Source organism: Mesobacillus selenatarsenatis SF-1 (assembly GCF_000813125.1).
GTDB classification, from domain to species: Bacteria; Bacillota; Bacilli; order Bacillales; family Cytobacillaceae; genus Mesobacillus; species Mesobacillus selenatarsenatis.
On record NZ_BASE01000009.1, the window covers coordinates 17,739 to 37,741 of the forward strand.

The 20,003-nt window shown below is 40.6% G+C and carries 22 protein-coding genes; 2 read left to right on the plus strand and 20 right to left on the minus strand.

The features are described from left to right. Positions 1–9: 9 nt before the first annotated feature. The 8 genes from TY49_RS02090 to TY49_RS02125 all read right to left on the minus strand — a co-directional run bounded on the left by TY49_RS02090 (position 10) and on the right by TY49_RS02125 (position 7,409). Positions 10–1,140 (minus strand): NAD(P)-binding domain-containing protein, encoded by a 1,131-nt coding sequence (locus tag TY49_RS02090; protein WP_041964247.1) that lies wholly within the window; start codon positions 1,138–1,140, stop codon positions 10–12. Between the two features lie 237 nt (positions 1,141–1,377). After that, entirely contained in the window at positions 1,378–2,328 is a 951-nt protein-coding gene (gene trxB / locus TY49_RS02095) for a thioredoxin-disulfide reductase (protein WP_041964248.1), read from the minus strand. A 42-nt stretch (positions 2,329–2,370) separates the two neighbouring features. Next, entirely contained in the window at positions 2,371–2,799 is a 429-nt protein-coding gene (locus tag TY49_RS02100) for a protein-tyrosine phosphatase family protein (RefSeq protein ID WP_041964249.1), read from the minus strand. A gap of 318 nt (positions 2,800–3,117) precedes the next feature. After that, positions 3,118–4,887 (minus strand): arsenical pump-driving ATPase, encoded by a 1,770-nt coding sequence (gene arsA, locus TY49_RS02105; protein WP_041964250.1) that lies wholly within the window; start codon positions 4,885–4,887, stop codon positions 3,118–3,120. Between the two features lie 15 nt (positions 4,888–4,902). Next, positions 4,903–5,256, minus strand: coding sequence for an arsenite efflux transporter metallochaperone ArsD (gene arsD, locus TY49_RS02110; protein WP_041964251.1), 354 nt, complete (start codon positions 5,254–5,256; stop codon positions 4,903–4,905). A 59-nt stretch (positions 5,257–5,315) separates the two neighbouring features. Next, entirely contained in the window at positions 5,316–5,735 is a 420-nt protein-coding gene (gene arsC, locus TY49_RS02115) for an arsenate reductase (thioredoxin) (RefSeq protein ID WP_041964252.1), read from the minus strand. Positions 5,736–5,753: 18 nt separating this feature from the next. After that, positions 5,754–7,049 carry an arsenical efflux pump membrane protein ArsB gene (locus TY49_RS02120; protein WP_041964253.1) on the minus strand — a complete coding sequence of 432 codons (1,296 nt, stop codon included), beginning with the start codon at positions 7,047–7,049 and terminating at the stop codon, positions 5,754–5,756. A 15-nt stretch (positions 7,050–7,064) separates the two neighbouring features. Continuing rightward, positions 7,065–7,409: an ArsR/SmtB family transcription factor gene (locus TY49_RS02125; RefSeq protein WP_041964254.1), complete on the minus strand. Its 345-nt coding sequence runs from the start codon at positions 7,407–7,409 to the stop codon at positions 7,065–7,067. A 283-nt stretch (positions 7,410–7,692) separates the two neighbouring features. Here TY49_RS02125 and TY49_RS02130 point away from each other — a divergent pair, with 283 nt between their 5' ends. Together TY49_RS02130 and TY49_RS02135 are read left to right on the plus strand one after the other, a co-directional pair. Continuing rightward, positions 7,693–8,019: a YnfA family protein gene (locus TY49_RS02130; RefSeq protein ID WP_041964268.1), complete on the plus strand. Its 327-nt coding sequence runs from the start codon at positions 7,693–7,695 to the stop codon at positions 8,017–8,019. Positions 8,020–8,033: 14 nt separating this feature from the next. Then, positions 8,034–8,234: a hypothetical protein gene (locus tag TY49_RS02135; RefSeq protein WP_041964255.1), complete on the plus strand. Its 201-nt coding sequence runs from the start codon at positions 8,034–8,036 to the stop codon at positions 8,232–8,234. A gap of 153 nt (positions 8,235–8,387) precedes the next feature. Here TY49_RS02135 and TY49_RS02140 read toward each other — a convergent pair whose 3' ends face one another. The 12 genes from TY49_RS02140 to nrfD form a co-directional block, all read right to left on the minus strand. Beyond that, complete coding sequence (locus TY49_RS02140) at positions 8,388–8,618, minus strand: thioredoxin family protein (RefSeq protein WP_041964256.1); 231 nt, start codon at positions 8,616–8,618, stop codon at positions 8,388–8,390. A gap of 17 nt (positions 8,619–8,635) precedes the next feature. After that, the gene (locus TY49_RS02145) at positions 8,636–9,640 is read right to left on the minus strand and encodes a permease (RefSeq protein ID WP_041964257.1); all 1,005 of its coding nucleotides are present in this window, start codon (positions 9,638–9,640) and stop codon (positions 8,636–8,638) included. Next, complete coding sequence (locus tag TY49_RS02150) at positions 9,633–10,004, minus strand: ArsR/SmtB family transcription factor (RefSeq protein ID WP_041964258.1); 372 nt, start codon at positions 10,002–10,004, stop codon at positions 9,633–9,635. Before TY49_RS02150 ends, TY49_RS02145 begins: the two co-directional genes overlap by 8 nt. A 121-nt stretch (positions 10,005–10,125) precedes the next feature. Further along, positions 10,126–10,773 carry a response regulator transcription factor gene (locus TY49_RS02155; RefSeq protein ID WP_041964259.1) on the minus strand — a complete coding sequence of 216 codons (648 nt, stop codon included), beginning with the start codon at positions 10,771–10,773 and terminating at the stop codon, positions 10,126–10,128. Further along, positions 10,763–12,646: a histidine kinase gene (locus tag TY49_RS23755; RefSeq protein ID WP_052442054.1), complete on the minus strand. Its 1,884-nt coding sequence runs from the start codon at positions 12,644–12,646 to the stop codon at positions 10,763–10,765. Before TY49_RS23755 ends, TY49_RS02155 begins: the two co-directional genes overlap by 11 nt. After that, on the minus strand, positions 12,643–13,566 hold the full coding sequence (locus tag TY49_RS02165; protein ID WP_041964260.1) for a substrate-binding domain-containing protein: 924 nt from the start codon (positions 13,564–13,566) through the stop codon (positions 12,643–12,645). The genes TY49_RS23755 and TY49_RS02165 overlap by 4 nt, the downstream gene beginning before the upstream one ends. 136 nt (positions 13,567–13,702) lie before the next feature. Beyond that, positions 13,703–13,897, minus strand: a complete 195-nt coding sequence (locus tag TY49_RS02170) for a twin-arginine translocase TatA/TatE family subunit (protein ID WP_041964261.1) — start codon at positions 13,895–13,897, stop codon at positions 13,703–13,705. Between the two features lie 15 nt (positions 13,898–13,912). Continuing rightward, positions 13,913–14,995: a 4Fe-4S binding protein gene (locus TY49_RS02175; protein WP_041964262.1), complete on the minus strand. Its 1,083-nt coding sequence runs from the start codon at positions 14,993–14,995 to the stop codon at positions 13,913–13,915. 24 nt (positions 14,996–15,019) lie between these two features. After that, on the minus strand, positions 15,020–15,631 hold the full coding sequence (locus TY49_RS23760; protein WP_052442055.1) for a TorD/DmsD family molecular chaperone: 612 nt from the start codon (positions 15,629–15,631) through the stop codon (positions 15,020–15,022). A 19-nt stretch (positions 15,632–15,650) separates the two neighbouring features. Next, entirely contained in the window at positions 15,651–16,334 is a 684-nt protein-coding gene (locus TY49_RS02185) for a 4Fe-4S dicluster domain-containing protein (protein WP_041964263.1), read from the minus strand. A 19-nt stretch (positions 16,335–16,353) separates the two neighbouring features. Further along, positions 16,354–18,897: a molybdopterin-dependent oxidoreductase gene (locus TY49_RS02190; RefSeq protein ID WP_041964264.1), complete on the minus strand. Its 2,544-nt coding sequence runs from the start codon at positions 18,895–18,897 to the stop codon at positions 16,354–16,356. 27 nt (positions 18,898–18,924) lie between these two features. Continuing rightward, the gene (gene nrfD, locus TY49_RS02195; RefSeq protein ID WP_232310355.1) at positions 18,925–19,875 is read right to left on the minus strand and encodes an NrfD/PsrC family molybdoenzyme membrane anchor subunit; all 951 of its coding nucleotides are present in this window, start codon (positions 19,873–19,875) and stop codon (positions 18,925–18,927) included. Positions 19,876–20,003 lie beyond the last annotated feature (128 nt).

Sequence of the window (20,003 nt, forward strand, 5' to 3'; positions counted from 1 at the left end):
TAATACTCCTTAAATGTTTACCAAATTATTTTTCTTCTCCCTTACGGAAGGGATAATTGAAAATGCAGTCTTCCTTAATCCAAGAATAAATCTAAATGTAGGTCCATGGCTATGTGAAGATAATGGTCCTGCAAAATATAAACCTGACAAACTCGATTCGAAGGATTCGTTTAATTTAGGGAAATGAGAATAACCTTCTTCACGATCAATAATAGATAATAAATCCTCATCAAAGAATGGAACTTTATCCAAATCAATACGGAAGCCAGTTGCTGCAATAATATGGTTAACTGTTTTATCGGTTCCATCTGATAAGACAATCCTGACCTCTTCTTCATTTATCGGTTCAATATGTTCAATCGATACCCCTGCATTTTGAGGAACAAGCCCTTCAACATAGGGTTTTAGAAAGTGGGCAACACTTCCTGGAGATTGTCCCCAACCTTGTTTCTTTTCTTCAATTGGAAGTTGATAAAAGACATCACCAACGTCTCTAAGTGCAATCTCATTTTCCCTGCTGCCTGCGTAGTTAGGACCTTCCTTGCGATATATCAATTCAACATCCGCCCCATCTCTATGCAATAACCCAGCCGCTTCCCATGCGCTTTGACCGCTTCCTAAAACAACTACTCTCTTACCCTTGAACTGAGAAAAGGTCGTGTAGCCGGATGTATGAGTTACCATTTGAGGAGGTAACTGTTTTAGGAAATCAGGAAGATACTTATAATGTTCCACACCTGTTGCTACAACAACATTCTTTGCCGTGTATTGTTCTCCCGTTTCACTAATTACTTCGTAGTACCCTGCCTGATTTTTAACCTTGATGATCTTATTAGGAGTGAATTCAATACCTGATTTCTGTGCAAACCAGTTTGCATACTGAACAAAAATAGGTCTTGGAAGTGGTGTAACCAGGTCAATATCAGTTTCCAATGAAAACTGTTGAACAGTTAACTCATCCTTTGAGTCAGAAAAACTAACAAATTCATGTGGTGTTCGAATGAACATGTCTTGGGGCATTTGATTTTTCCAAAAATCCATTGGATAGCCAAACAGTTTGTATTCCAGATTGTTAGACACAGCATGAGAGGCTAAAGAAATTCCAAATGGGCCCGAACCAATAATAATTAAATCCAACATTCTAACATCTCCTTTTTATTTGCAATTTACAATGTTTATTACATGACATTCAACCTAAATTATTTGTATTATAGTTAATTTATAACATTAATATTTGCAATTTACAAGTATTATTCATCAAATTTTATTGATTAATTAAAAAGATGTTTGTGAAAAATACTTTAGGTTGGAGTTGAAGTAAGTTTATGTACCACAAAGGTAAAAAACCGCAAAGCCCTTACGGCTTTGCGGTCCTCATTAATTTTCTAACTTTATCTCTTCCAGCAATTCTTCTACATAATGTTGTGCTTGTTGAGCAGCGATACTGCCATCTCCAGTTGCTGTAACAATTTGTCTAAGTGTTTTTTCACGTATATCGCCTGCAGCAAATATTCCTGGTACCTTGGTTTCCATTAATTCATTTGTCTCTATATAACCATTGGTATTAGTTACACCCAGCTTTTCAAATGGCTTAGTCAAAGGAAGCATTCCGATATAAATAAATACACCGTCAGTAATGAATTCCATCTCTTCACCATTCTTAGTGGACTCTAGAGTTACACTGCCTACCTTGCCGTCCTTTTCATTGATCTGTTTAACAGTATGATTCCAAATAAAATCAATTTTGTCATTTGCAAATGCTCGATCTTGAAGAATAGGTTGGGCACGCAACTCATCTCTTCGGTGAACGACTGTTACTTTTGAGGCAAACCTTGTTAAATAGACTGCTTCTTCGACAGCAGAATCTCCACCGCCAACTACTACAAGTTCTTTCCCTTTAAAGAACGCTCCATCACAAACTGCACAATAAGAGACTCCTCGTCCTCCAAGCTCTGCTTCACCTGGTGCCCCTAACTTCTTATACTCTGCTCCCGCCGAGATGATTAGAGCACGCGCTTTGTATTGTTTAGCTCCAGCAACTACTGTCTTATATTCCTTGCCATCAATGATTTCTTTCACATCACCATAGGCATATTCTGCGCCAAACTTTTTTGCATGTTCAAACATCTTTGTAGAAAGGTCCGGTCCAAGTATATGGTCAAAGCCTGGGTAATTTTCTACTTCTTCCGTGTTAACCATCTGCCCTCCAGGAACTCCTCGTTCAATCATAAGAGTTGATAGGTTGGCACGTGAAGTATAGACAGCTGCAGTCATTCCAGCAGGTCCAGCCCCGATAATGATAACGTCATATATAGTATCTACTGACATATTTTTCTCCTCCCAAATAACGATTATGAACCTTCGTTTCCTTTAAGCGTTCGGATAGATGTTCTTTAATGCTTCCTTCATCTCTGGTTTTACATTAATCTTTGGTCTAGCAGATTTTGCTATTTCCTCTGCAGCGTCAATAGTATTAGCTTGACCCAAATCGAGAAGTGTTCCAACTGCAACCGTCCCTGTGCGATTGCTGCCTCCCATGCAGTGAAAATAAATCTTCTTTCCTTCGTTGTAGGCATTTACGACTTCATTTATCGCCTTCTTAATAGCTTCCTCTTGGCGCTCTTCATCGTCCACAATTGGACTATGAATACGGTTATAATCAGAAGCTTCTTCAGGGGCTTCTGCACGCAAATCAAAGATGACATCTACTTTTTCATTTTTCATAACGTCATGGACATCATCTGCACCACCAATAAAAATACGATCCTTAATTAGTGCATGATAGTTTTTTTCACTCATTATTAAGTCCTCCCTAGTTAACAGCAGTCACTTTCATTTCCTAGCAAAACAAATGCATTTTTATCTTCTGAAACCTCTAATGTTAGACCCTCGATATGTTCTTCAATATTCAGGTCTATTGCAACTCTGATTTCATTTATAGTTACTACTTTATCCTCTGCTTCCGGCTCATCCAGAGCCAGACCAACCTGTGGTTTTCCTCAGCCAAAGCCCGCAAAGTAAACGCGGATGCCACTGGCAGCTTGATCATGAAATACTTGCTTCAAAAGATCACGCGCATCATTGGTGATTTGCATTATTTCTCAACCCTTCAAAAATTTATTTTACGTAATTTTGCAAGTGTTTATAACCCGAATTATCTTGGTTAATAAGCGGAACAATTGCACATTTAACAGCTAGTTCCTTATCTACTTTCTCGATCCACTTTTCTTCTGATACAGCTCTCCCACTTAAAACGGGATCAATAGTTTTAGTAGCGTACAGACTTTGATTTACTACCCACCATTTAGGCTGAATACCAGCTCGCTTTAAATCTTCTTGTAAACGGCTCGCTTCCAAAACAGGTGTAGCTTCCGCCAAAGTAACGATTACTACACTCGTCTCTTTTGGATTTCTTAAACGGGGCAAAAGCTTTTCCACGCTCTCTGGTACTTCACCTGTAGAACGGGCCAGTTCCTTATGATAGGACTGAGCAGCATCTAACAGCAGTAAAGTATGACCCGTAGGCGCAGTATCAATAACGACGATTTCATCCTGTGAACGGTTCACAACTTCTGAAAACGCTCGGAAAATAGCAATTTCCTCTGTACATGGAGAATTCAAATCTTCTTCAAGATAAGCAATACCCGCTTCATCTAACTCTTCCCTAGCTCTTGAAAGAACCTCATTTTTGTATGCTTCCACTTCATGCTTGGGATCAATCCTACTGATGGTTAGCAACTCATTGATATTTTCATCCCGGAACATAAAATCAAGATGTGCCGCCGGATCAGTGGTAGTTAAATGAACTTTCTTTCCCTCTTCCACTAGTCCAAGTGCAATTGTCGATGCCATCGTCGTTTTTCCTACTCCGCCTTTGCCCATTGTTAAAATAACCCTGGTCCCATTAATGGAGAAATCCTTAATGACTTCTTTCAAACCGGCTAAATCATATTTTTGGGCTGTAGAAGGTGTTTCTGAAGCTGACATCGTATAATGTTTTAATAGAAAACGCAAATTATCAATCCCAGTTAAAGAATAAGAGACAAATGGCAAACAAAATGATGGTACTTGTTTTAAAGAATCGGGCAACTTATTTAATGCATTACGTTGCTTTAGATAAAAGGAAGTGGAAACCTCATCAGTCGGAACATAATCCTTCATGAGGCCATTGATAATAAGCAATTGTTTTGTTATCCCAATCTCTCTCAATTCTTGTGAAGCTCGATCAGCTTCGAATAAGGATGATTCATCTGGTCTTGTCACCATGACTAAAGTAGTTTTAGCAGGGTCTGATAGGGCAGCTACTGTCTTGGAGTAAATATCCTTCTTTTCTGAAAGCCCTGATAGAGGCCCCAAACAAGAAGCACCATGCGTGCTCTCTTCTAGGAATCCTGTCCATGCAGTAGGAAGTTGAAGAAGTCTCAATGTATGTCCCGTTGGCGCTGTGTCAAAAATGATATGGTCATACCCCTCTACAATTGCTGGGTCTGCAAGCAAACTAGTAAATTCATCAAAAGCAGCTATTTCAACTGTACAAGCACCTGATAATTGTTCCTCCATTGTTAATACAACAGAATCTGGAAGCTTTCCTCGATATGGGCCAACCACTTTTTCGCGGTAAGTTTTTGCCGCCTCTTCAGGATCTAAATTACATGCAAAAAGGTTATTTACACTTGGTATAGCTAATGGAGTATTTGATAATTCAATATCTAAAACATCTTGCAGATTAGAGGCCGGATCTGTACTAACTAATAATACTTTTTTTCCTTGATCAGCTAAAAAAACGGCAGTCGCACATGCTGTAGATGTTTTCCCTACTCCGCCTTTACCTGTAAAAAATAGAAATGGGGTGTTAACAGCTACTTTAGGATTAAAAGGTTGGTACATGTTTTCACTTCTTTCTTACTTGAAATCGATTTTCTTAACGGATTTCTTTTCTTTAAGTTCAGAAATATTTATACCTGACCATTCTGAGAGCTGTTCATTTGTAGGGTAATTCCCCAATGCAATAATCTCTCCATCTAGTAAGGTAACCGGTAATGCATCTGGGCCTTTTTCATGAAGTATTTTATTTACAGCCTCATTTTCCGCAAATTTTCCCGGCTCGTTTGCCAAGTTGTATCGAGAAATATCAAAACCCTTTTTTTGTAAAAGGAAAACTGCAGAAGCCATCCTTGTCAATTCCGGATCAACACTTGGTCCACATACTCCAGTGGGACAACATAATGCAGGATCAAAGATTTCGACTTTTTTCATTCAAAAAACTCCTTTAGTTTTAAAAATAGCCAAGAGAATATCCTCTTGGCTAATAAGATTTACTTACCAGTTTCAGCAAATGTTTTGATGCGGTCTTTGATCTCATCACGTACACGCTGGAAGAAAGCCCATTTCTCTTCTTCTGTACCTTCAGCTTTTGCAGGATCATCAAAGCCCCAATGCTCACGTTTTACGTGAGGTGGTGTCATTGGGCAATGCTCATCTGCATGGCCACAAAGTGTTACGACTAGATCTGCGTTGTTAAGGATTTGAGGGTCAATCACATCAGATGTGTGGCTGGAAATATCAACCCCAGCTTCTTTCATCGCTTTTACTGCATTAGGATTTAAGCCGTGCGCTTCTAGGCCAGCACTCTTAACTTCCCACTCATCTCCAAGATATTGTTTAGCCCAGCCTTCAGCCATTTGGCTTCTGCAAGAGTTTCCAGTACATAAAAAGTAGATTGTTTTTTTAGACATAGTTAATTCGCTCCCTTGTTAGATAATTAGTAACCAAATATATAGTCCTACAAGTGTAATGAACAAAGTAGGGATGGTTAAAATGATTCCTGTTTTAAAATAAGTGCCCCATGAAATCTTTACGCCTTTTAAAGAAAGAACGTGGAGCCATAGAAGTGTTGCCAATGAACCAATCGGAGTAATCTTCGGACCCAAGTCTGACCCAATGACATTTGCGTAAATAAGTGCTTCGCGGATAACTCCTGTCGTGTTAGTATCTGCAATCGCCAGAGCATCTATCATGACTGTAGGCATATTGTTCATGATTGAAGACAAAATCGCAGCAATGAAGCCCATGCCGATTGTTGCGACAAACAAGCCCTGATCAGCCGCAGCCTGGATGACATCTGCAAGGATGTTCGTCAATCCAGCGTTACGCAGTCCGTAAACAACGACGTACATTCCAATCGAGAAGAAGACGATTGCCCACGGTGCTCCTTTTACAACATTTGAAGTGTGGACAGCAGGGCTTCTTCTAGCCATCATCAAAAAGAAAATTGCAACGATACCCGCAATGAACGATACCGGAATGTTCAGGAATTCACTTGCGAAATAACCGACAAGCAGGATTCCCAATACAACCCACGATAGGCGGAACATCTTCATATCCTTGATTGCTTCTACCGGCTTCTTCAAATCAGACATCTCATAGTTCTTTGGGATGCTTTTACGGAAGAATAAATATAGAACCAAAATACTTGCCGCTAAAGAGAAGAGGTTCGGCACGATCATGCGAGAAGCATATTCGACGAATCCAATATCAAAGAAATCGGCGGATACTATATTTACCAAGTTACTTACTACTAATGGCAGTGAAGTCGTATCGGCAATGAATCCACTCGCGATAATAAAAGGAAACACCATTTTTTCTTCAAACTTCAAATTCCGCACCATCGCCAAAACAATTGGTGTTAAAATCAAGGCCGCCCCATCATTCGCAAACAACGCAGCTACAGCTGCACCTAGAAGGGACACGTAAACAAACATCTTAATACCGTTGCCTTTTGCAGCTCGTGCCATGTGCAATGCAGACCATTCGAAAAATCCAATTTCGTCTAAAATGAGGGAAATAATAATGATAGCGATAAATGCTAGTGTTGCATTCCAGACAATCCCGGTAACATCAATGACATCCTGAAAATCGACAACACCAAAGATTAAGGCTAAAATCGCTCCTCCTACCGCTGACCAGCCAATTCCCAGCCCTTTAGGCTGCCATATGACCAAAGTCAGTGTCACAAGGAAGATTAGTGAAGCTATAATTGCTAATGACAATCTCAAACACCTCCGTTATTCACAAGAAATTCGTTTTCCTTGCTTTTCAAGTTCTGTTAATTTTTCTTCCTGACTAGGCAGTGCATTTAAAAGCAATTGTACAAAATCAAATTGTTCATACTCCTGATTAAGCGAGTAAAAGATCCATTGACCTCTCCTGCTTTCTTTTACCAACCCAGCATCCTTTAATTTTCGGATATGCTGGCTAATGGCCGGCTGACTTGTATCGAATATCTCTACAAATTCACAAACACAGCAATCATGGTCGGCTAGAATCTTTACCATAGTTAACCTTGTCTTGTCACCGAGAAGTTTTAGCAAAGCTGCAGCATGTTCAATTTCTATACCTTGTTTTATCATCACACATTACCTCCATCACGAAATCATCATATAATAATACACTTATATAATCAAGAGATTATATGTAAAAGAAATATTAAGCTAATGTAAATTTTTTTATTGTTAGTTTGCTCCTAACAAACAACTTTATGAATTTGGAATTTCTTTAAATAATTTAAAGACTAAGATATAATTTCAACATAACCATCTAAGCAATTAGTAGATTGTTTCTTCATTTTCATTCCAAGGATTAGTATATAATAAAGAATATTGCCAATAGAAATTGGATTCGGAAGTGATTAGAATTTTAAATGTAATCATATTGTTTTTATTTGCTGGTTTAGCGGAAATTGGCGGAGGCTACTTAATTTGGCTATGGCTAAGAGAAGGAAAACCATATTACTGGGGATTAGCTGGCGGGATTGCCTTAGCTCTCTACGGTGTTATAGCTACATTTCAGACATTTCCATCATTCGGCAGAGTTTATGCGGCTTATGGTGGAGTGTTTATTGTCTTATCCGTTTTATGGGGATGGGGAATTGATAGAAAAACACCTGATTTATACGATTGGTTAGGTGCTGTAATATGTATTCTGGGCGTTTCAGTAATGTTATTTGCACCACGTCAATAGAAGGAGAATCTTTGATGGTCATACAATCTAATATGTCACCAGAAGCAATTGTTGATGTTTGGGAAGATACTGCCGATGTTTTTACAAAGTATAATATTCCTCTTGTAAACCAATCGTTAGAAAGGCTAGTCAACAATGACCTTTTGATTGTTCTGCTTCAAGAACTAAATTCTATCGTAGGAAGTTCTACTACAACTTGTATTGAAGGCGGCTGACAAATGCCTTTAAAAAAAGAGTAGTTTACTCTTTAATTAACATCCTTTTAAAAAAGGAAAATTTATTCATAATAGTTAAGTTATAGAAAAGCGCTTAGAGTTAGAAAAATCTAAGCGCTTTTTCACTTTAATTCTTTATCGATAGACTCTAAACTAAGACAGCATCTTTTTCAATTCATTGACAGTAAGCAACTTCCCTGCGGAAACTAAATTCCCATCAATGACTAATGCAGGTGTGCTCATCACCTTGTATTTCATGATTTCCTTGATTTCCTCTACTTTTTCCACTTCTGCTTCCAATTGTAAATCTGCTACTACTTCACGTGTGTTTTTTTCAAGTTCTTGGCATTTCTTACAGCCAGTACCCAATATTTTAATGTTCATTTTTGTTCTCCTCCTGTTTATAAAATTGCATTAAAGCCATAACCAATCAGGATTATACCAGTGGTAACTACTCCAACAAATACTCCGATTAGCTTCGGCTTAATAATCTTTCTAAGTAAAATCATTTCTGGCAATGACAATGCTGTCATTGCCATCATGAATGCTAATGCTGTACCAGCACCTACTCCTTTGTTCATAAGAGCTTCAACAATAGGTAGTGATCCTACTGCATTTGAGTATAAAGGAACACCTAAAATCGTTGCTATCGGAACTGCGAATAAATTGCCTTCTCCCGCATATTTGACAAGCAGATCTTGTGGGGCATATCCATGAATAAGCGCCCCTATTCCAATCCCACTTAAAAGGTACACCCAAATTTTCCGTACCGTTTCCACTACATTCCGGGCAGCGAAAGTAGTTCTTTCTTTAAGCTCCTCGCGGGAAAATACAGCCTTGATTTTTTCAACAAACGTTTTGGAGCCTCCATCGGGTATATGAATTCGTTCCTGACCAGCTGCTGCGAGTTCATATACATATGACTCCACATGCTTTTCCATTTTCAGTTTGCCAATGATTGCACCCGCAACAATCGCCAGAGTCATTCCGGCAAGGACATAAATCATGGCTACTTTCCAGCCGAACATTGAAAACAACATGACTAGCGAAATTTCATTTACAATCGGCGATGAAATCAGGAACGTAAATGTAATCCCTAAAGGTATACCTGCTTCGACAAAGCCGATAAATAAAGGCACAGTCGAACAGGAGCAAAATGGAGAGAGGACACCTAGTACGGCTGCCATTACACTGGCAACCCCCTTCCTTCTGCCTTCGAGCCATTCCTTCACTTTTTCGGGCGGGAAAAAGCTCCTGATAAATGAAACCGCGAAAATCATCACCGCAAGTAAGAATAATATTTTAGTCGTGTCGTAAATGAAAAAGTGCATTGCCCCGCCAAGTCTTGAGGACAGGTCCAAATTGAAGACATCGACCACAAGCCAATTTGCTAATTCATTAAACATTCAAATCGCCTTCTTTAAAATATGGAAGTAGAGGTGCCAGCCTTTCCTTATCTAGACTGAAGACCGTGAATTTACCTTCTCTTCTCGACTTGATAAGCTTCCCTTTTTCCATGATTTTCAAGTGGTGGCTGACCGTGGATGTTGCGCCAGACAAGCCGTCGACGATTTCACACATACAAAGATCATCAAACCATAATAATGTCATGATCTTGAGCCGAGTCTCATCTCCGAGCGCCTTGAAAAACGCTGCAGTGCTTTCTAGCTCTTTTTCAGCATTCATAAGCGGGAATTCTTCCTTGACTTGAGTAATAATTCCTCTCATGCTAACTGACGATTTTATTTCCCATCCTGTTCTGCAATTCATAAACTGCACCTCCCACTATTAGTATACAACTACTTTTCTAGTTTTGTAGTTATGCTTTTGAACACTTTATGACATATAAATGGCCGACAGTATACATTTCACTGCCGGCCAGATTATGGATTCAGTCATACGAAATAAGATTATGTTTGATCGCATATTTAACAAGCCCGGATCTTTTCGTTGCCCCAATCTTCTCCATAATCCTTGTTTTATATGTTTCCACCGTTTTGATGGATACGAACAACTCCTCACTGATTTCCCTTTGGGTATACCCAAGTGCGGTTAACTTCAACACCTCTGTCTCCCGCTGACTAAGATGAGGCTTAGCATGTTCTAAGGCTTCGACAGCTTCATCTGCCTGCTTATATAGATAAGGAATCAGGGTCGGATAAATATAATGCTCCCCGCCTATCACCATTCTGATCGCGTTGATCAGTTCTGTATCGACAGCTCTTTTTAAAACATAGCCTTGCGCGCCGGCTGCCAGCCCTTCCTTCAGATAGGCTTCATCAGAAAACATCGTCAGCAACAGAATTTTTACATTCTTGTTTAATTTCCGGATTTCCCTCGTCGTTTCAATACCGTCTTTGCCCGGCATGTTGATATCCATTACGATGAGATCGGGTTCCTTCTCTTTCAGTTTTTGCAGTATTTCTTCACCAGATTGTGCCTCGCCGATGATACTGAAGTCACTTTCGCTCATCAGGATTGTTTTCAAACCTGCGCGAAACACAGGATGATCATCTACTATGAATAATTTAGCTGACATTGATTTCACTCCTGTCCGATAAGAGTGGAACTTTTGCTAAAACCGTTGTTCCTTGGTCAATTACAGATTCAATATGAAGCGTCCCATTCAAGAGCGCAATCCTTTCATGCATTCCAAGCAGACCAAGGTGTTCCTTCGAAGGATCATTCCCAAGGACTGATTGGGTATCAAACCCCACTCCATCATCTTCTATGACCACCGAAACCTGCTGGCCAGTGGATAGGACGATGATACTGACGTTTTCGGCCTTTGCATACTTTGTAATATTCGTGAGCGATTCCTGCACCAATCTGAAAATCGCTGTTTCCAGTTCTGGATTCAAGGATTTGAAGGACCCCTTAATTATCAGGTCCGCATCAATGTTCGTTGACTTCTTGAATTCCTCGACATACCTTTCAATAGCTACCTTCAAGCCAAATTTATCAAGGATGCTCGGTCTTAGCTGCCATGCCATATGATGAACCTCTTCAATTGTCTGCCGGACGAGCGACCTGAGCGTTTCAATCGTTCTTTGTTTTTGTTCTTCATCACCTTCTTCTAGCAGCTTCAATTCCACTAGCATTGAAGACAAGGAGTGACTTGTTTCATCATGAAGTTCCCTTGCGATTCTCTTCCGTTCATCTTCCTGTACATGAATGATTTTTTCCAACAACATCAAGCGGACTTCTTCTTTTTTCTTGACCTCTTTCCAAAGCTCCAAGTTCTCAATTGATACAGAAAGCTGGGCAGCTAGCGAGGTAAGGATTTTCAAAAAAGGCTCATCAAGCCTTGAAGTGCTGCAGATGATGATTTTCCCGATGTCATTTCCTTTCCCAGTCTTAAGAGGGAAGGCATATACTTCCTTCTCCGACCTGCTGCATGTATATAGGTCTGAACTGAAATGGGTGCAATTGATTGCACATGAAGAGGAATGATTGAAGTACCTCTCTTTCGTTTCCTTCCAGTCGATTTCGATAAATGCACTCTTCAGATCAAGCTCCTGGACCAATTGCTTTACAAAATATTGGAGCGTTTCTTCTAGCTGGACGTGATCCTTGAAGTTCTGAGATAAGCTATTCAACAGGGAGAGCTCTTTGTTTCGATTGTTTATTTTTTCGATATAAATTTCTTTATCCATTTCTGATTTCTGCAATGAGTCGAGCATTTTGTTGAACGAAGCTGTCAATTTACCGATTTCATCTTTTGGATAAGTGCTGATTCTCTCTGTCAGATTCCCTGAATACACCTTATTAGTTAGTTGGACTAGATTCGAAATCGGGATGGTCAGGATCCTTGTCAATCCGAATACTACGACCCCGGATAAAAGCATGACTCCAATCATCGTGAAAATCATTTGGTTTGTTACCTTCATCAAGGCCTCATTGAGGGATTTCTGCGTCAATCCAGCCCGTACCGTCCCGCCTAAATCGGGGAAAATCGGAGAGGCTGAATCCAGAATCATACCTTTGTTTGTAAAAAGCTTCTTACTGCTGGTTTCCAGCATATCACCTTCAGATTTCACTTGATTGGAGTTGATTAAATCCGGGCTGATAAACCCTTTTCCATTTGAATGGACCACCACTTCACCGTCTTTATTCAAAATGAAGATATACTCAATATCCTCATAACTATTCATCGTGTCATTGATTAGGCTTTGCAGGGCGAAAATATTATGTGTCAGCAGTGGGTCCACACTTCTTGAAGCAATATCGCTGCTGATTGATTTGGCCCGGTCTTCAATTTGCATCGTCAATGTATTGGCTATCGAGATCCGTACAACAATCAAACTGATCACTGTTACAGTGAGGACGACAATCAGGACCATTCCATAGATTTTCAGTTCAATTGAAACACTAGATAAAAAATCAATAGTTCTTTTCTTAGTTTTCTTCATAGGCCTTCACCGAGTAAATATAAATCCCGTTTAATCACTTGATAATCCTGCTGGTTAATAGGAACATAACGATCTACTCCCAATTCCTTTAACAATTCCCTGCCCTCAGCATGACTTTGCAGCTCAAATAAGATTGAAGAAAATTTATCAACTTTCTGCAAATCTACTTTTTTTGAGGCAACAATCGGCGGTGTTCCTGCTTCCTCCCCGGTTCCAATGATTCTTATTTGTGTACTCAACTCTGGGTCTGTAGCAAGTAACTGATCAAACATTGCACCATCCACCGTAGCACCATCGACTATTCCCAATTCGACCGCCTTTACGGAATAGTCATGGCTGTAGGTAAAATAGGTTTTACCAAAGTACTTTTCCGAGGTTTCTCCTCTTTTTTCCAATTGACTTAGCATACTCAGTCTGCCTGTGTAGGAATAGGGGTCTGTATAAGCGAATCTTTTTCCCTTCAGATCGTCCAAGGCCTCAAAAGGACTGTTCTGGTTGACGATTGTGTAGGAATGATAAAGTGGCTTCCCATTCACAACTGGTGCTGCGACATCCACGATATATCCTTTTTCGAGACCAATTACATACGAAAGCGAACAAATGAATGCGAAATCAACTTCACCTGTCTTCAGCATGCTATCCACTTCCTGATACGTTTGCCGCTGGACGATCTCAACCTTTTCACCGATTTGGGACTCCATATACTCTAGCAAGTAATCATATTTTGATAGCGAAGCTTTAGGGGATATAACAGAGGCAAGTGCAACAGTGATTTTTTCTTGGTGTGGGTCGCTTTCTTTGTATTGAAAAGCTTCCGCTTTATCAGTGTAGAGGGTAATTTTTGCCTGCTCGACTCCCTGCTGGCATCCACTGATCATCAAAATAAATAAAATAGGAATTATAAATGCCCAGATTCGCATGGTCTTAACCTCCACCAATGGTCTTGAATACGTTCAGATAAATTATATCGTGGCAACATTGTAAAAAGAGGATTCAAACTAAAACAACACAAAATAGACAAAAAAAACAGCCCAAAATTATGGCGCTGAAAGGTGTTTATAGGTGGTCGGGTTGTGCTTCTTTTTTTACTTCGTCCATTTCTTCGGATGCAAGTTCTTTTGTTGCTTTCTTGAATTCCTTTAACGTGTTGCCAATTGCCCTTCCGATTTCCGGCAGTTTTTTTGGTCCGAAAATCATGAGCGCTAGAACTAGAATGATGATTAACCCCGGGATTCCGATATTCGAAAGCATTTTTCTCACTTCCTCTTATAAAGTCATTCTTGAGTTTCCTTCACAATCCTCGCAATACGCTGAGGAACTTAGATGTAACGTACCGCATTTTGCGCATTTTTTATATTCCCGATAAAGTATGATCTGTTCCTGATTCATGAGGAATTGTTTTAGCTCAAAATCGTTCTCGATCTTTTCTAATCCATTTATCCTGCACAGATCGATACATGACTCACAGCCATTGCACAGCATCGGCTTGAAAACGCCTTTCACGACTTCGTCATCATCAGTGAACTTCAAAGCGCCTGTCGTACAAACCCGGGAACAAGCACCACAGCCGTTGCAAGTTTCGGTAAAAGCTAGCTGCATCGTCTTCAGTTTTTCAGAAGTTTGATAGGAATGCATACTGTTCTTGTTTTTATCAAGGATCCGATGGTAGACAGAAGCCATTGGACCTTTCTTTAATGAAACTCTGAGATTCTCTATTTCTTCCTCAGCAGGAATCAGAGGTGTCACAACCTTATTCGTCGCTTTTTTTGAGAAAAAAGTAATCAGGTCCCTGCGCGTATAACTTCTTTCCATTTTCTCGCTGTGGTTTATATTATTAAAAGTAACTTCGTTTTCTCGAGTGCACATGCTTTTAAACCTTTTGATGGTTTCGTTAAATGATGACCATAGCTTTTCATCATATTTGCTGCACTGCTTGCATTTCTCCTCGTGAAACTGGATGTTCACATGGCTGCTGTTATTGAATGCGTGCATCAACAAAGCTGAATCTAGCTGAGAGAGGCATGCCAACCTTATATGTGACTCATTGCTTCGGTCATGATCGCAAGAAAAGGAGATGACCTCCCTGCTCGGCATTTCACTGAAATAGGAAAGGTATTTCTCATCGTATAACGCTTCTGAAGGACAGACGGTCGTACATCTCATGCATTCTGAGCATACATCCTCATTCACGCTGAGCCCATTCTCTAGTGAAATCGCAGAGACAGGACAAGCATCAGTGCATTTGCTGCAAGCCGAGAAGCGGTTCCTTGTGCGTACACATCGCTGCGGGTCAACCTTCAGGCGCTTTGCTTCTAGCCACTTTGACATAAGATGGTCCACTAATAACATTGCCCTGTCCCTCCAATCCATTTTTTACAGGGATGAATAATCCAGCTGGATGAACCTTTCGGTGAGATTGCCAAGATGTTTATAGATTGCCAGATCAGCATGTTCCTGAATAGCGTCGTTGAATTTGGGAACCCAATGGGTCAGAATTTTATACAGGAACTCTTTTTGCAGTTCGACATAATCCAAATCTCCTGTCTCGATTAGTTTGAAATTCAGATAATACATGAACTCAAACTGGATGCAAATATGATCTGCTGGTTTTGAAGTCATCGCCTGGATACAAAGTCCGCCGCGCTGGTAAAACGATTCGATTGTTTGGGTGGACCTTCCCATGACCTCCCACTTATCCTCTAGATAGATAGAGGAATAAGGAGGTGCCATGAGTTTAAATGGTCCAACAAACAGTCTGGCATATTCAATCTCGTAATCTGTAAGACTCTGACTCTCATCCGCGAATATGCCGTTCATTTCATCACTTATTTCCAAAAGTTTTTCATCATCCGTTTCCTTTAATGACTCTTTGAGTAGATGAACGAAAAGACTTAAGTCTTCGCCAGGTTCTTTATACATCAACGACAGCAATCGGTATATCTCCGCCCGCTTTGAAATTAAAGAATCAGTCTGCATCGTGACCATTTAAACCACTCCCTTGCTTTTATCCCCTGACATAAAATACTCTTGGCTTCGTACCCTTTTCTGGTTTCAATACCTGGCTGCTGTACTGGGCCAACACCTTGTTGATGTCACTGTCCGGATCGTCCAGGTCTCCAAAAGTACGGGCATCAGCCGGACAGGAAGCAACACAATATGGCTTTAAACCGTCCTTGATCCTATGGTCACAGAATGTACATTTCTCAACAATCCCCTTGCTTCTGATGCCTTCGTAAGTAAAGGCACGATCAGCATTGTAGTAAGGTAGTTCCTGACCAGTTCTTTCTTGCAGTTCTTTACTGGTTGCTGTGCCACCCTTGATGGCAGCTGCAGTTTCTTCCCAGCGACGATGCGGTTTGTTTTTATTGAAATTGATTACTCCATAAGGACAAGCTTGCATACAGCTTTTACAGCCAATGCATTTATCCGGATCATGGAGTGTCAGTCCGTTCTCATCCTTGTACATCGCCTGTGTCGGGCATACCCTTACACAAGCTGCATCTTCACAGTGATTGCAGAGAGTTGGGACATATTTGTAGTTTACGTTCGGAAAACTCCCAGTCGTTTCATGGAAGTAATGAGACCAAAACATTCCAGTATCTACGTTATTCTCATTCTTGCAGGCGATCGAACACCCTGAACAGCCTACACATTTATGCAAATCGATTACCATTCCGTATCTAGTCATTTTTCACACCTCCAGCAGATTATATTTTCTCGATTTTGACCCTTGCGATTCCGCCATGGCGTGCTGTTGCACCACTTAAATGTTCGTAATCGCTAGGAAGGATTTCATTGTTGTTTCCTCCGCGTGCAATTTTCTTTTGGTAATCCATTGTCGCAATTCTTCCATATGCCCAGTGACCTTGACCATAGCATTTTACTGCGACCCCAGGACGCGTGCCCTCCCATTCCTTCACTGTTACCTCAATAGAACCTTGAACAGAAGAAACTTTTACTCGATCACCCGATTTCACACCATATTTCTTACAATCAACCGGATTTAATTTCAGGACATCATCCCACTTTTCATCCCCAGGATCCGCATCCTTGAATTCTTGATACCATGTTGTATTAGCTGAGCGGCCTTCACGATTTAATCGAGAGCGATGTTCAGAGAATATTAGTGGGAATTCCTTTTCGTCACCGTAGCGAATCGGTTCTTCATAGTGTGGGACAAACGCAAGATCACCTCTTGCTTCATACTTCATCGCATCCATGACTTTGTCGATGCTGGTGTTATGACCCTTTGCATGCTCATCCAGCAAGCCTTTTAAAGTCTCACTATAAAATTCGAACTTCGTTGTCGCTGTTTCGAATCCTTCTTCCCAATGCTTCTTGTAAGGTGTCCGTTTCGCGTTCCAGACTCCCTGATCAACAAACTCTTGCCAGCTATTGATTTGGTCCCCCTTCTTCTCTTCAGAAGGATGCCAAACTTTTTTCGATAAGTATTTAGTTACCACTAAATCAAATTCTTTTTCATTAGTTGCATTCTTACCTGTTTCAGGATCAACAAATTCATTTCTATAATAATCGTATAAATTTGAGAAACCCTTCTTAGCTAAGCCTTCAGCCAACAACCATGCAATTTCCGTTTCATCCACTTTTGAATCCCATAGTCTTTCAATCACCGGCTGCTCTATTGATAAATATGCATTCATATTTTGTTTACTTTTTAACACTCCCCAACGTTCAAATAATTGATGGCAAGCTGGTAAGACAATATCTGCATATTGCGTCATCTCAGCCGGGTTTACAGTAATATGAACATAGAATGGAATTTTCTCCATCGCTTTTTCCCAACGCTGTGCACCAGTACAAGAGAAAACGAAGTTATTCCAATAGCCAATGGCCATCTTGATGTCATATGGATCTTCATTCAGAATACCGTCGGCTACATAGTTCGTGATTACACCTTTATGAAGCTCACCCTTTGCAAAGGCTGGGAATTGTAAACGTCCTCGATGGTCAATTTTTTCATACTTCTTGCCTTTTTTTGCGATTTCATCCATATATGAATCAAGATCCGGTATTTCTTCTAGAGGCACTTTTTCTCCCCGGTTCGTTCCACCAACATTTTCAACAGACCCTACTAAAGCATTTAAAGCATGGGCTCCCATTGCCGTATACCCACCACGTATCTGCATTGCTGAACCTGGAGCTAACCACGAAATTGCGCGTGGAGCTGCTTCTGCAAAGTCTCTGGCAACCCTGTAGATTTGTTCTTCAGGAACCCCTGCCACTTCCGCAGCCCACTCTGGTGTACGATCTTTTAGTTCGAGATTCCACCATTTAACGATTCCGTAAGTTTTATTCTCTACAAAAAGGGCTTCGTCAACTGTCGAGCCATTTTCGAACAAATTCACGCCATCTTTGAAGTCACCAACAAACTCACGATTCCAAATACCTTCTTTTAAAATTACATGTGCAATGGCTGACACCAATGCGCCATCTTGGCCAGGTATTACCGGTAGCCATTCATCAGCCTTAGATGCTGTAGCTGAAAGTCGAGGATCTATGACTGCCACCTTTGCTTGATCTAATACTTTTCCAAACATGCTGATAGCATGCGGTACTTGTCTATTGGATGCTACAGGATCCGTACTCCACATGATGACGTACCTTGTGTGTTCTAAATCATAATCTCGGTAATCCCAATATGCTTCTGTAACATACGGTCCTAATTTCTCAGCCTCAGCGCAAATTGCACTATGGGAAATATTATTCGGCGATCCAAAGATTGTTGGTAATGCCTTATAAAATACATCTGCTGCCTCAGTATATCGACCTCTTAATAATACAAATTTCTGTGTTTCATGATTCTTGCGCAGCTCCATCATTTTATCGGTAATCGTATCGATTGCCTCTTCCCAGCTGATTGGAACAAATTTCGGATCTTCATTCCGTCCTTTTTTAGGGTTGGTACGTTTCATCGGAACTTTAATACGATCTGGATCATAAAGCTGCTGAATTGCCAAATGTGGTCTAGGACAGATTTTCCCATGGTTAGCTTTAGAATTCGGGTTTCCTCTGAGCTTGATTGCCCTGCCATTTTCTACGTATACTTGGACCGGACACCAAGATGTACACCCCTGGCATGTTGACGCAATCCATTTTCCGCTTTCAGGAGTTTGTTCAGATTTGCCCGTTTCTGAAAATGCTGTTAGAATCGGCTTTTTTGCCGAGAGCCCAGCAACTGAGGCTCCTGTTACTGCAGACGCTTTTATAAAACCTCTCCGTGATATTCCCATTTTGAAAGACCTCCTTTTTCAACTCGTTTACAATCCAGCCAGCGGAATCTGGCCTGAATATAGGATGATATGCTTGAACGCATAGCTGCCAATCAAGACAACCGCAGTAAATGCCATTGCTGTATAGAAGTTCATTTTTATCTTTTTAATTGTTGAATAGCCAGCAATTGCAAGCGGGATAATTAGTCCGATCACTATTACAAGGATCCACCAGTAAACCCCGAAGTGGCTGATTAAATTCTGGTAAGCGATGATTGCTTCTGTTCCAGCTGAGTTAAGGCTGATTCTCCAGGTTAGGATGAGTAATGCCTGGATGGCTACTAGTGAAACTAATAGTTTAGAGTATGTGAAAACCTGAGCATCTGATGATACAGCTGTTTCTGAATACACTTCCTTGTTCTTGGTGATGATTGACCTCATGAAAACTGCTTCAATAACCATCAGAACACTGCTGCCGGAAAGGATCGATGACACCAAGAACATCAAAGGAATCAATCCATTTGCCCAGCCAGGCACTCCGAGCGACATGAGCAGAAGACCATGATAGATACCAACTGCCAGGGCGAACACCGAACCAGCAATCACTAATCCTTTAAAAAGCCCCATCTGATATGCATTTTGTTTATGCTTCCATACCACCAAAAAGATCACGAAAGACAACAGGATGAATATCGTCTGAAGGAAACCCCCCCATGATGTAACGGATGTAGGATTGACATTGATGAAAGTCGACAGCATCCGGAATGGCTTACCCAATTCAGTGAGAAGCGCGAACACTCCCAATCCAACTAATACCGGCGCAAGAATAAACCCTAGCCTAGTGACCTTTAATGATTTCTCCTTGAATACCAGACTGAAATAGGCTGCTAGCAGGAAAACTCCGATGCCAACACCGCCAAGAAACAAATCAAGCGCGACACGATAATCCCAATATGCGTGAAAATTCATTTCCTTGACCTCCTTATCGATTAAATACATTGACTACACTCCTATCATCAGATATTTAGGGCAAAAAAAATATCAGTAAATCCCCTAATCTTTTGTAGGGAATTTACTGACAATGTTCAGTTACTGCACTCATCGGGCTTTTCACACCAAATGCGCTC

Bases quoted from the DNA above. Each gene is read 5' to 3' on its own strand.
- TY49_RS02090 (WP_041964247.1), bottom strand. From the start codon at position 1,140: ATGTTGGATTTAATTATTATTGGTTCGGGCCCATTTGGAATTTCTTTA.
- trxB (WP_041964248.1), bottom strand. From the start codon at position 2,328: ATGTCAGTAGATACTATATATGACGTTATCATTATCGGGGCTGGACCT.
- TY49_RS02100 (WP_041964249.1), bottom strand. From the start codon at position 2,799: ATGAGTGAAAAAAACTATCATGCACTAATTAAGGATCGTATTTTTATT.
- arsA (WP_041964250.1), bottom strand. From the start codon at position 4,887: ATGTACCAACCTTTTAATCCTAAAGTAGCTGTTAACACCCCATTTCTA.
- arsD (WP_041964251.1), bottom strand. From the start codon at position 5,256: ATGAAAAAAGTCGAAATCTTTGATCCTGCATTATGTTGTCCCACTGGA.
- arsC (WP_041964252.1), bottom strand. From the start codon at position 5,735: ATGTCTAAAAAAACAATCTACTTTTTATGTACTGGAAACTCTTGCAGA.
- TY49_RS02125 (WP_041964254.1), bottom strand. From the start codon at position 7,409: ATGATAAAACAAGGTATAGAAATTGAACATGCTGCAGCTTTGCTAAAA.
- TY49_RS02135 (WP_041964255.1), top strand. From the start codon at position 8,034: ATGGTCATACAATCTAATATGTCACCAGAAGCAATTGTTGATGTTTGG.
- TY49_RS02140 (WP_041964256.1), bottom strand. From the start codon at position 8,618: ATGAACATTAAAATATTGGGTACTGGCTGTAAGAAATGCCAAGAACTT.
- TY49_RS02145 (WP_041964257.1), bottom strand. From the start codon at position 9,640: ATGTTTAATGAATTAGCAAATTGGCTTGTGGTCGATGTCTTCAATTTG.
- TY49_RS02150 (WP_041964258.1), bottom strand. From the start codon at position 10,004: ATGAATTGCAGAACAGGATGGGAAATAAAATCGTCAGTTAGCATGAGA.
- TY49_RS02155 (WP_041964259.1), bottom strand. From the start codon at position 10,773: ATGTCAGCTAAATTATTCATAGTAGATGATCATCCTGTGTTTCGCGCA.
- TY49_RS23755 (WP_052442054.1), bottom strand. From the start codon at position 12,646: ATGAAGAAAACTAAGAAAAGAACTATTGATTTTTTATCTAGTGTTTCA.
- TY49_RS02165 (WP_041964260.1), bottom strand. From the start codon at position 13,566: ATGCGAATCTGGGCATTTATAATTCCTATTTTATTTATTTTGATGATC.
- TY49_RS02170 (WP_041964261.1), bottom strand. From the start codon at position 13,897: ATGCTTTCGAATATCGGAATCCCGGGGTTAATCATCATTCTAGTTCTA.
- TY49_RS02175 (WP_041964262.1), bottom strand. From the start codon at position 14,995: ATGTTATTAGTGGACCATCTTATGTCAAAGTGGCTAGAAGCAAAGCGC.
- TY49_RS23760 (WP_052442055.1), bottom strand. From the start codon at position 15,631: ATGGTCACGATGCAGACTGATTCTTTAATTTCAAAGCGGGCGGAGATA.
- TY49_RS02185 (WP_041964263.1), bottom strand. From the start codon at position 16,334: ATGACTAGATACGGAATGGTAATCGATTTGCATAAATGTGTAGGCTGT.
- TY49_RS02190 (WP_041964264.1), bottom strand. From the start codon at position 18,897: ATGGGAATATCACGGAGAGGTTTTATAAAAGCGTCTGCAGTAACAGGA.
- nrfD (WP_232310355.1), bottom strand. From the start codon at position 19,875: ATGTATTTAATCGATAAGGAGGTCAAGGAAATGAATTTTCACGCATAT.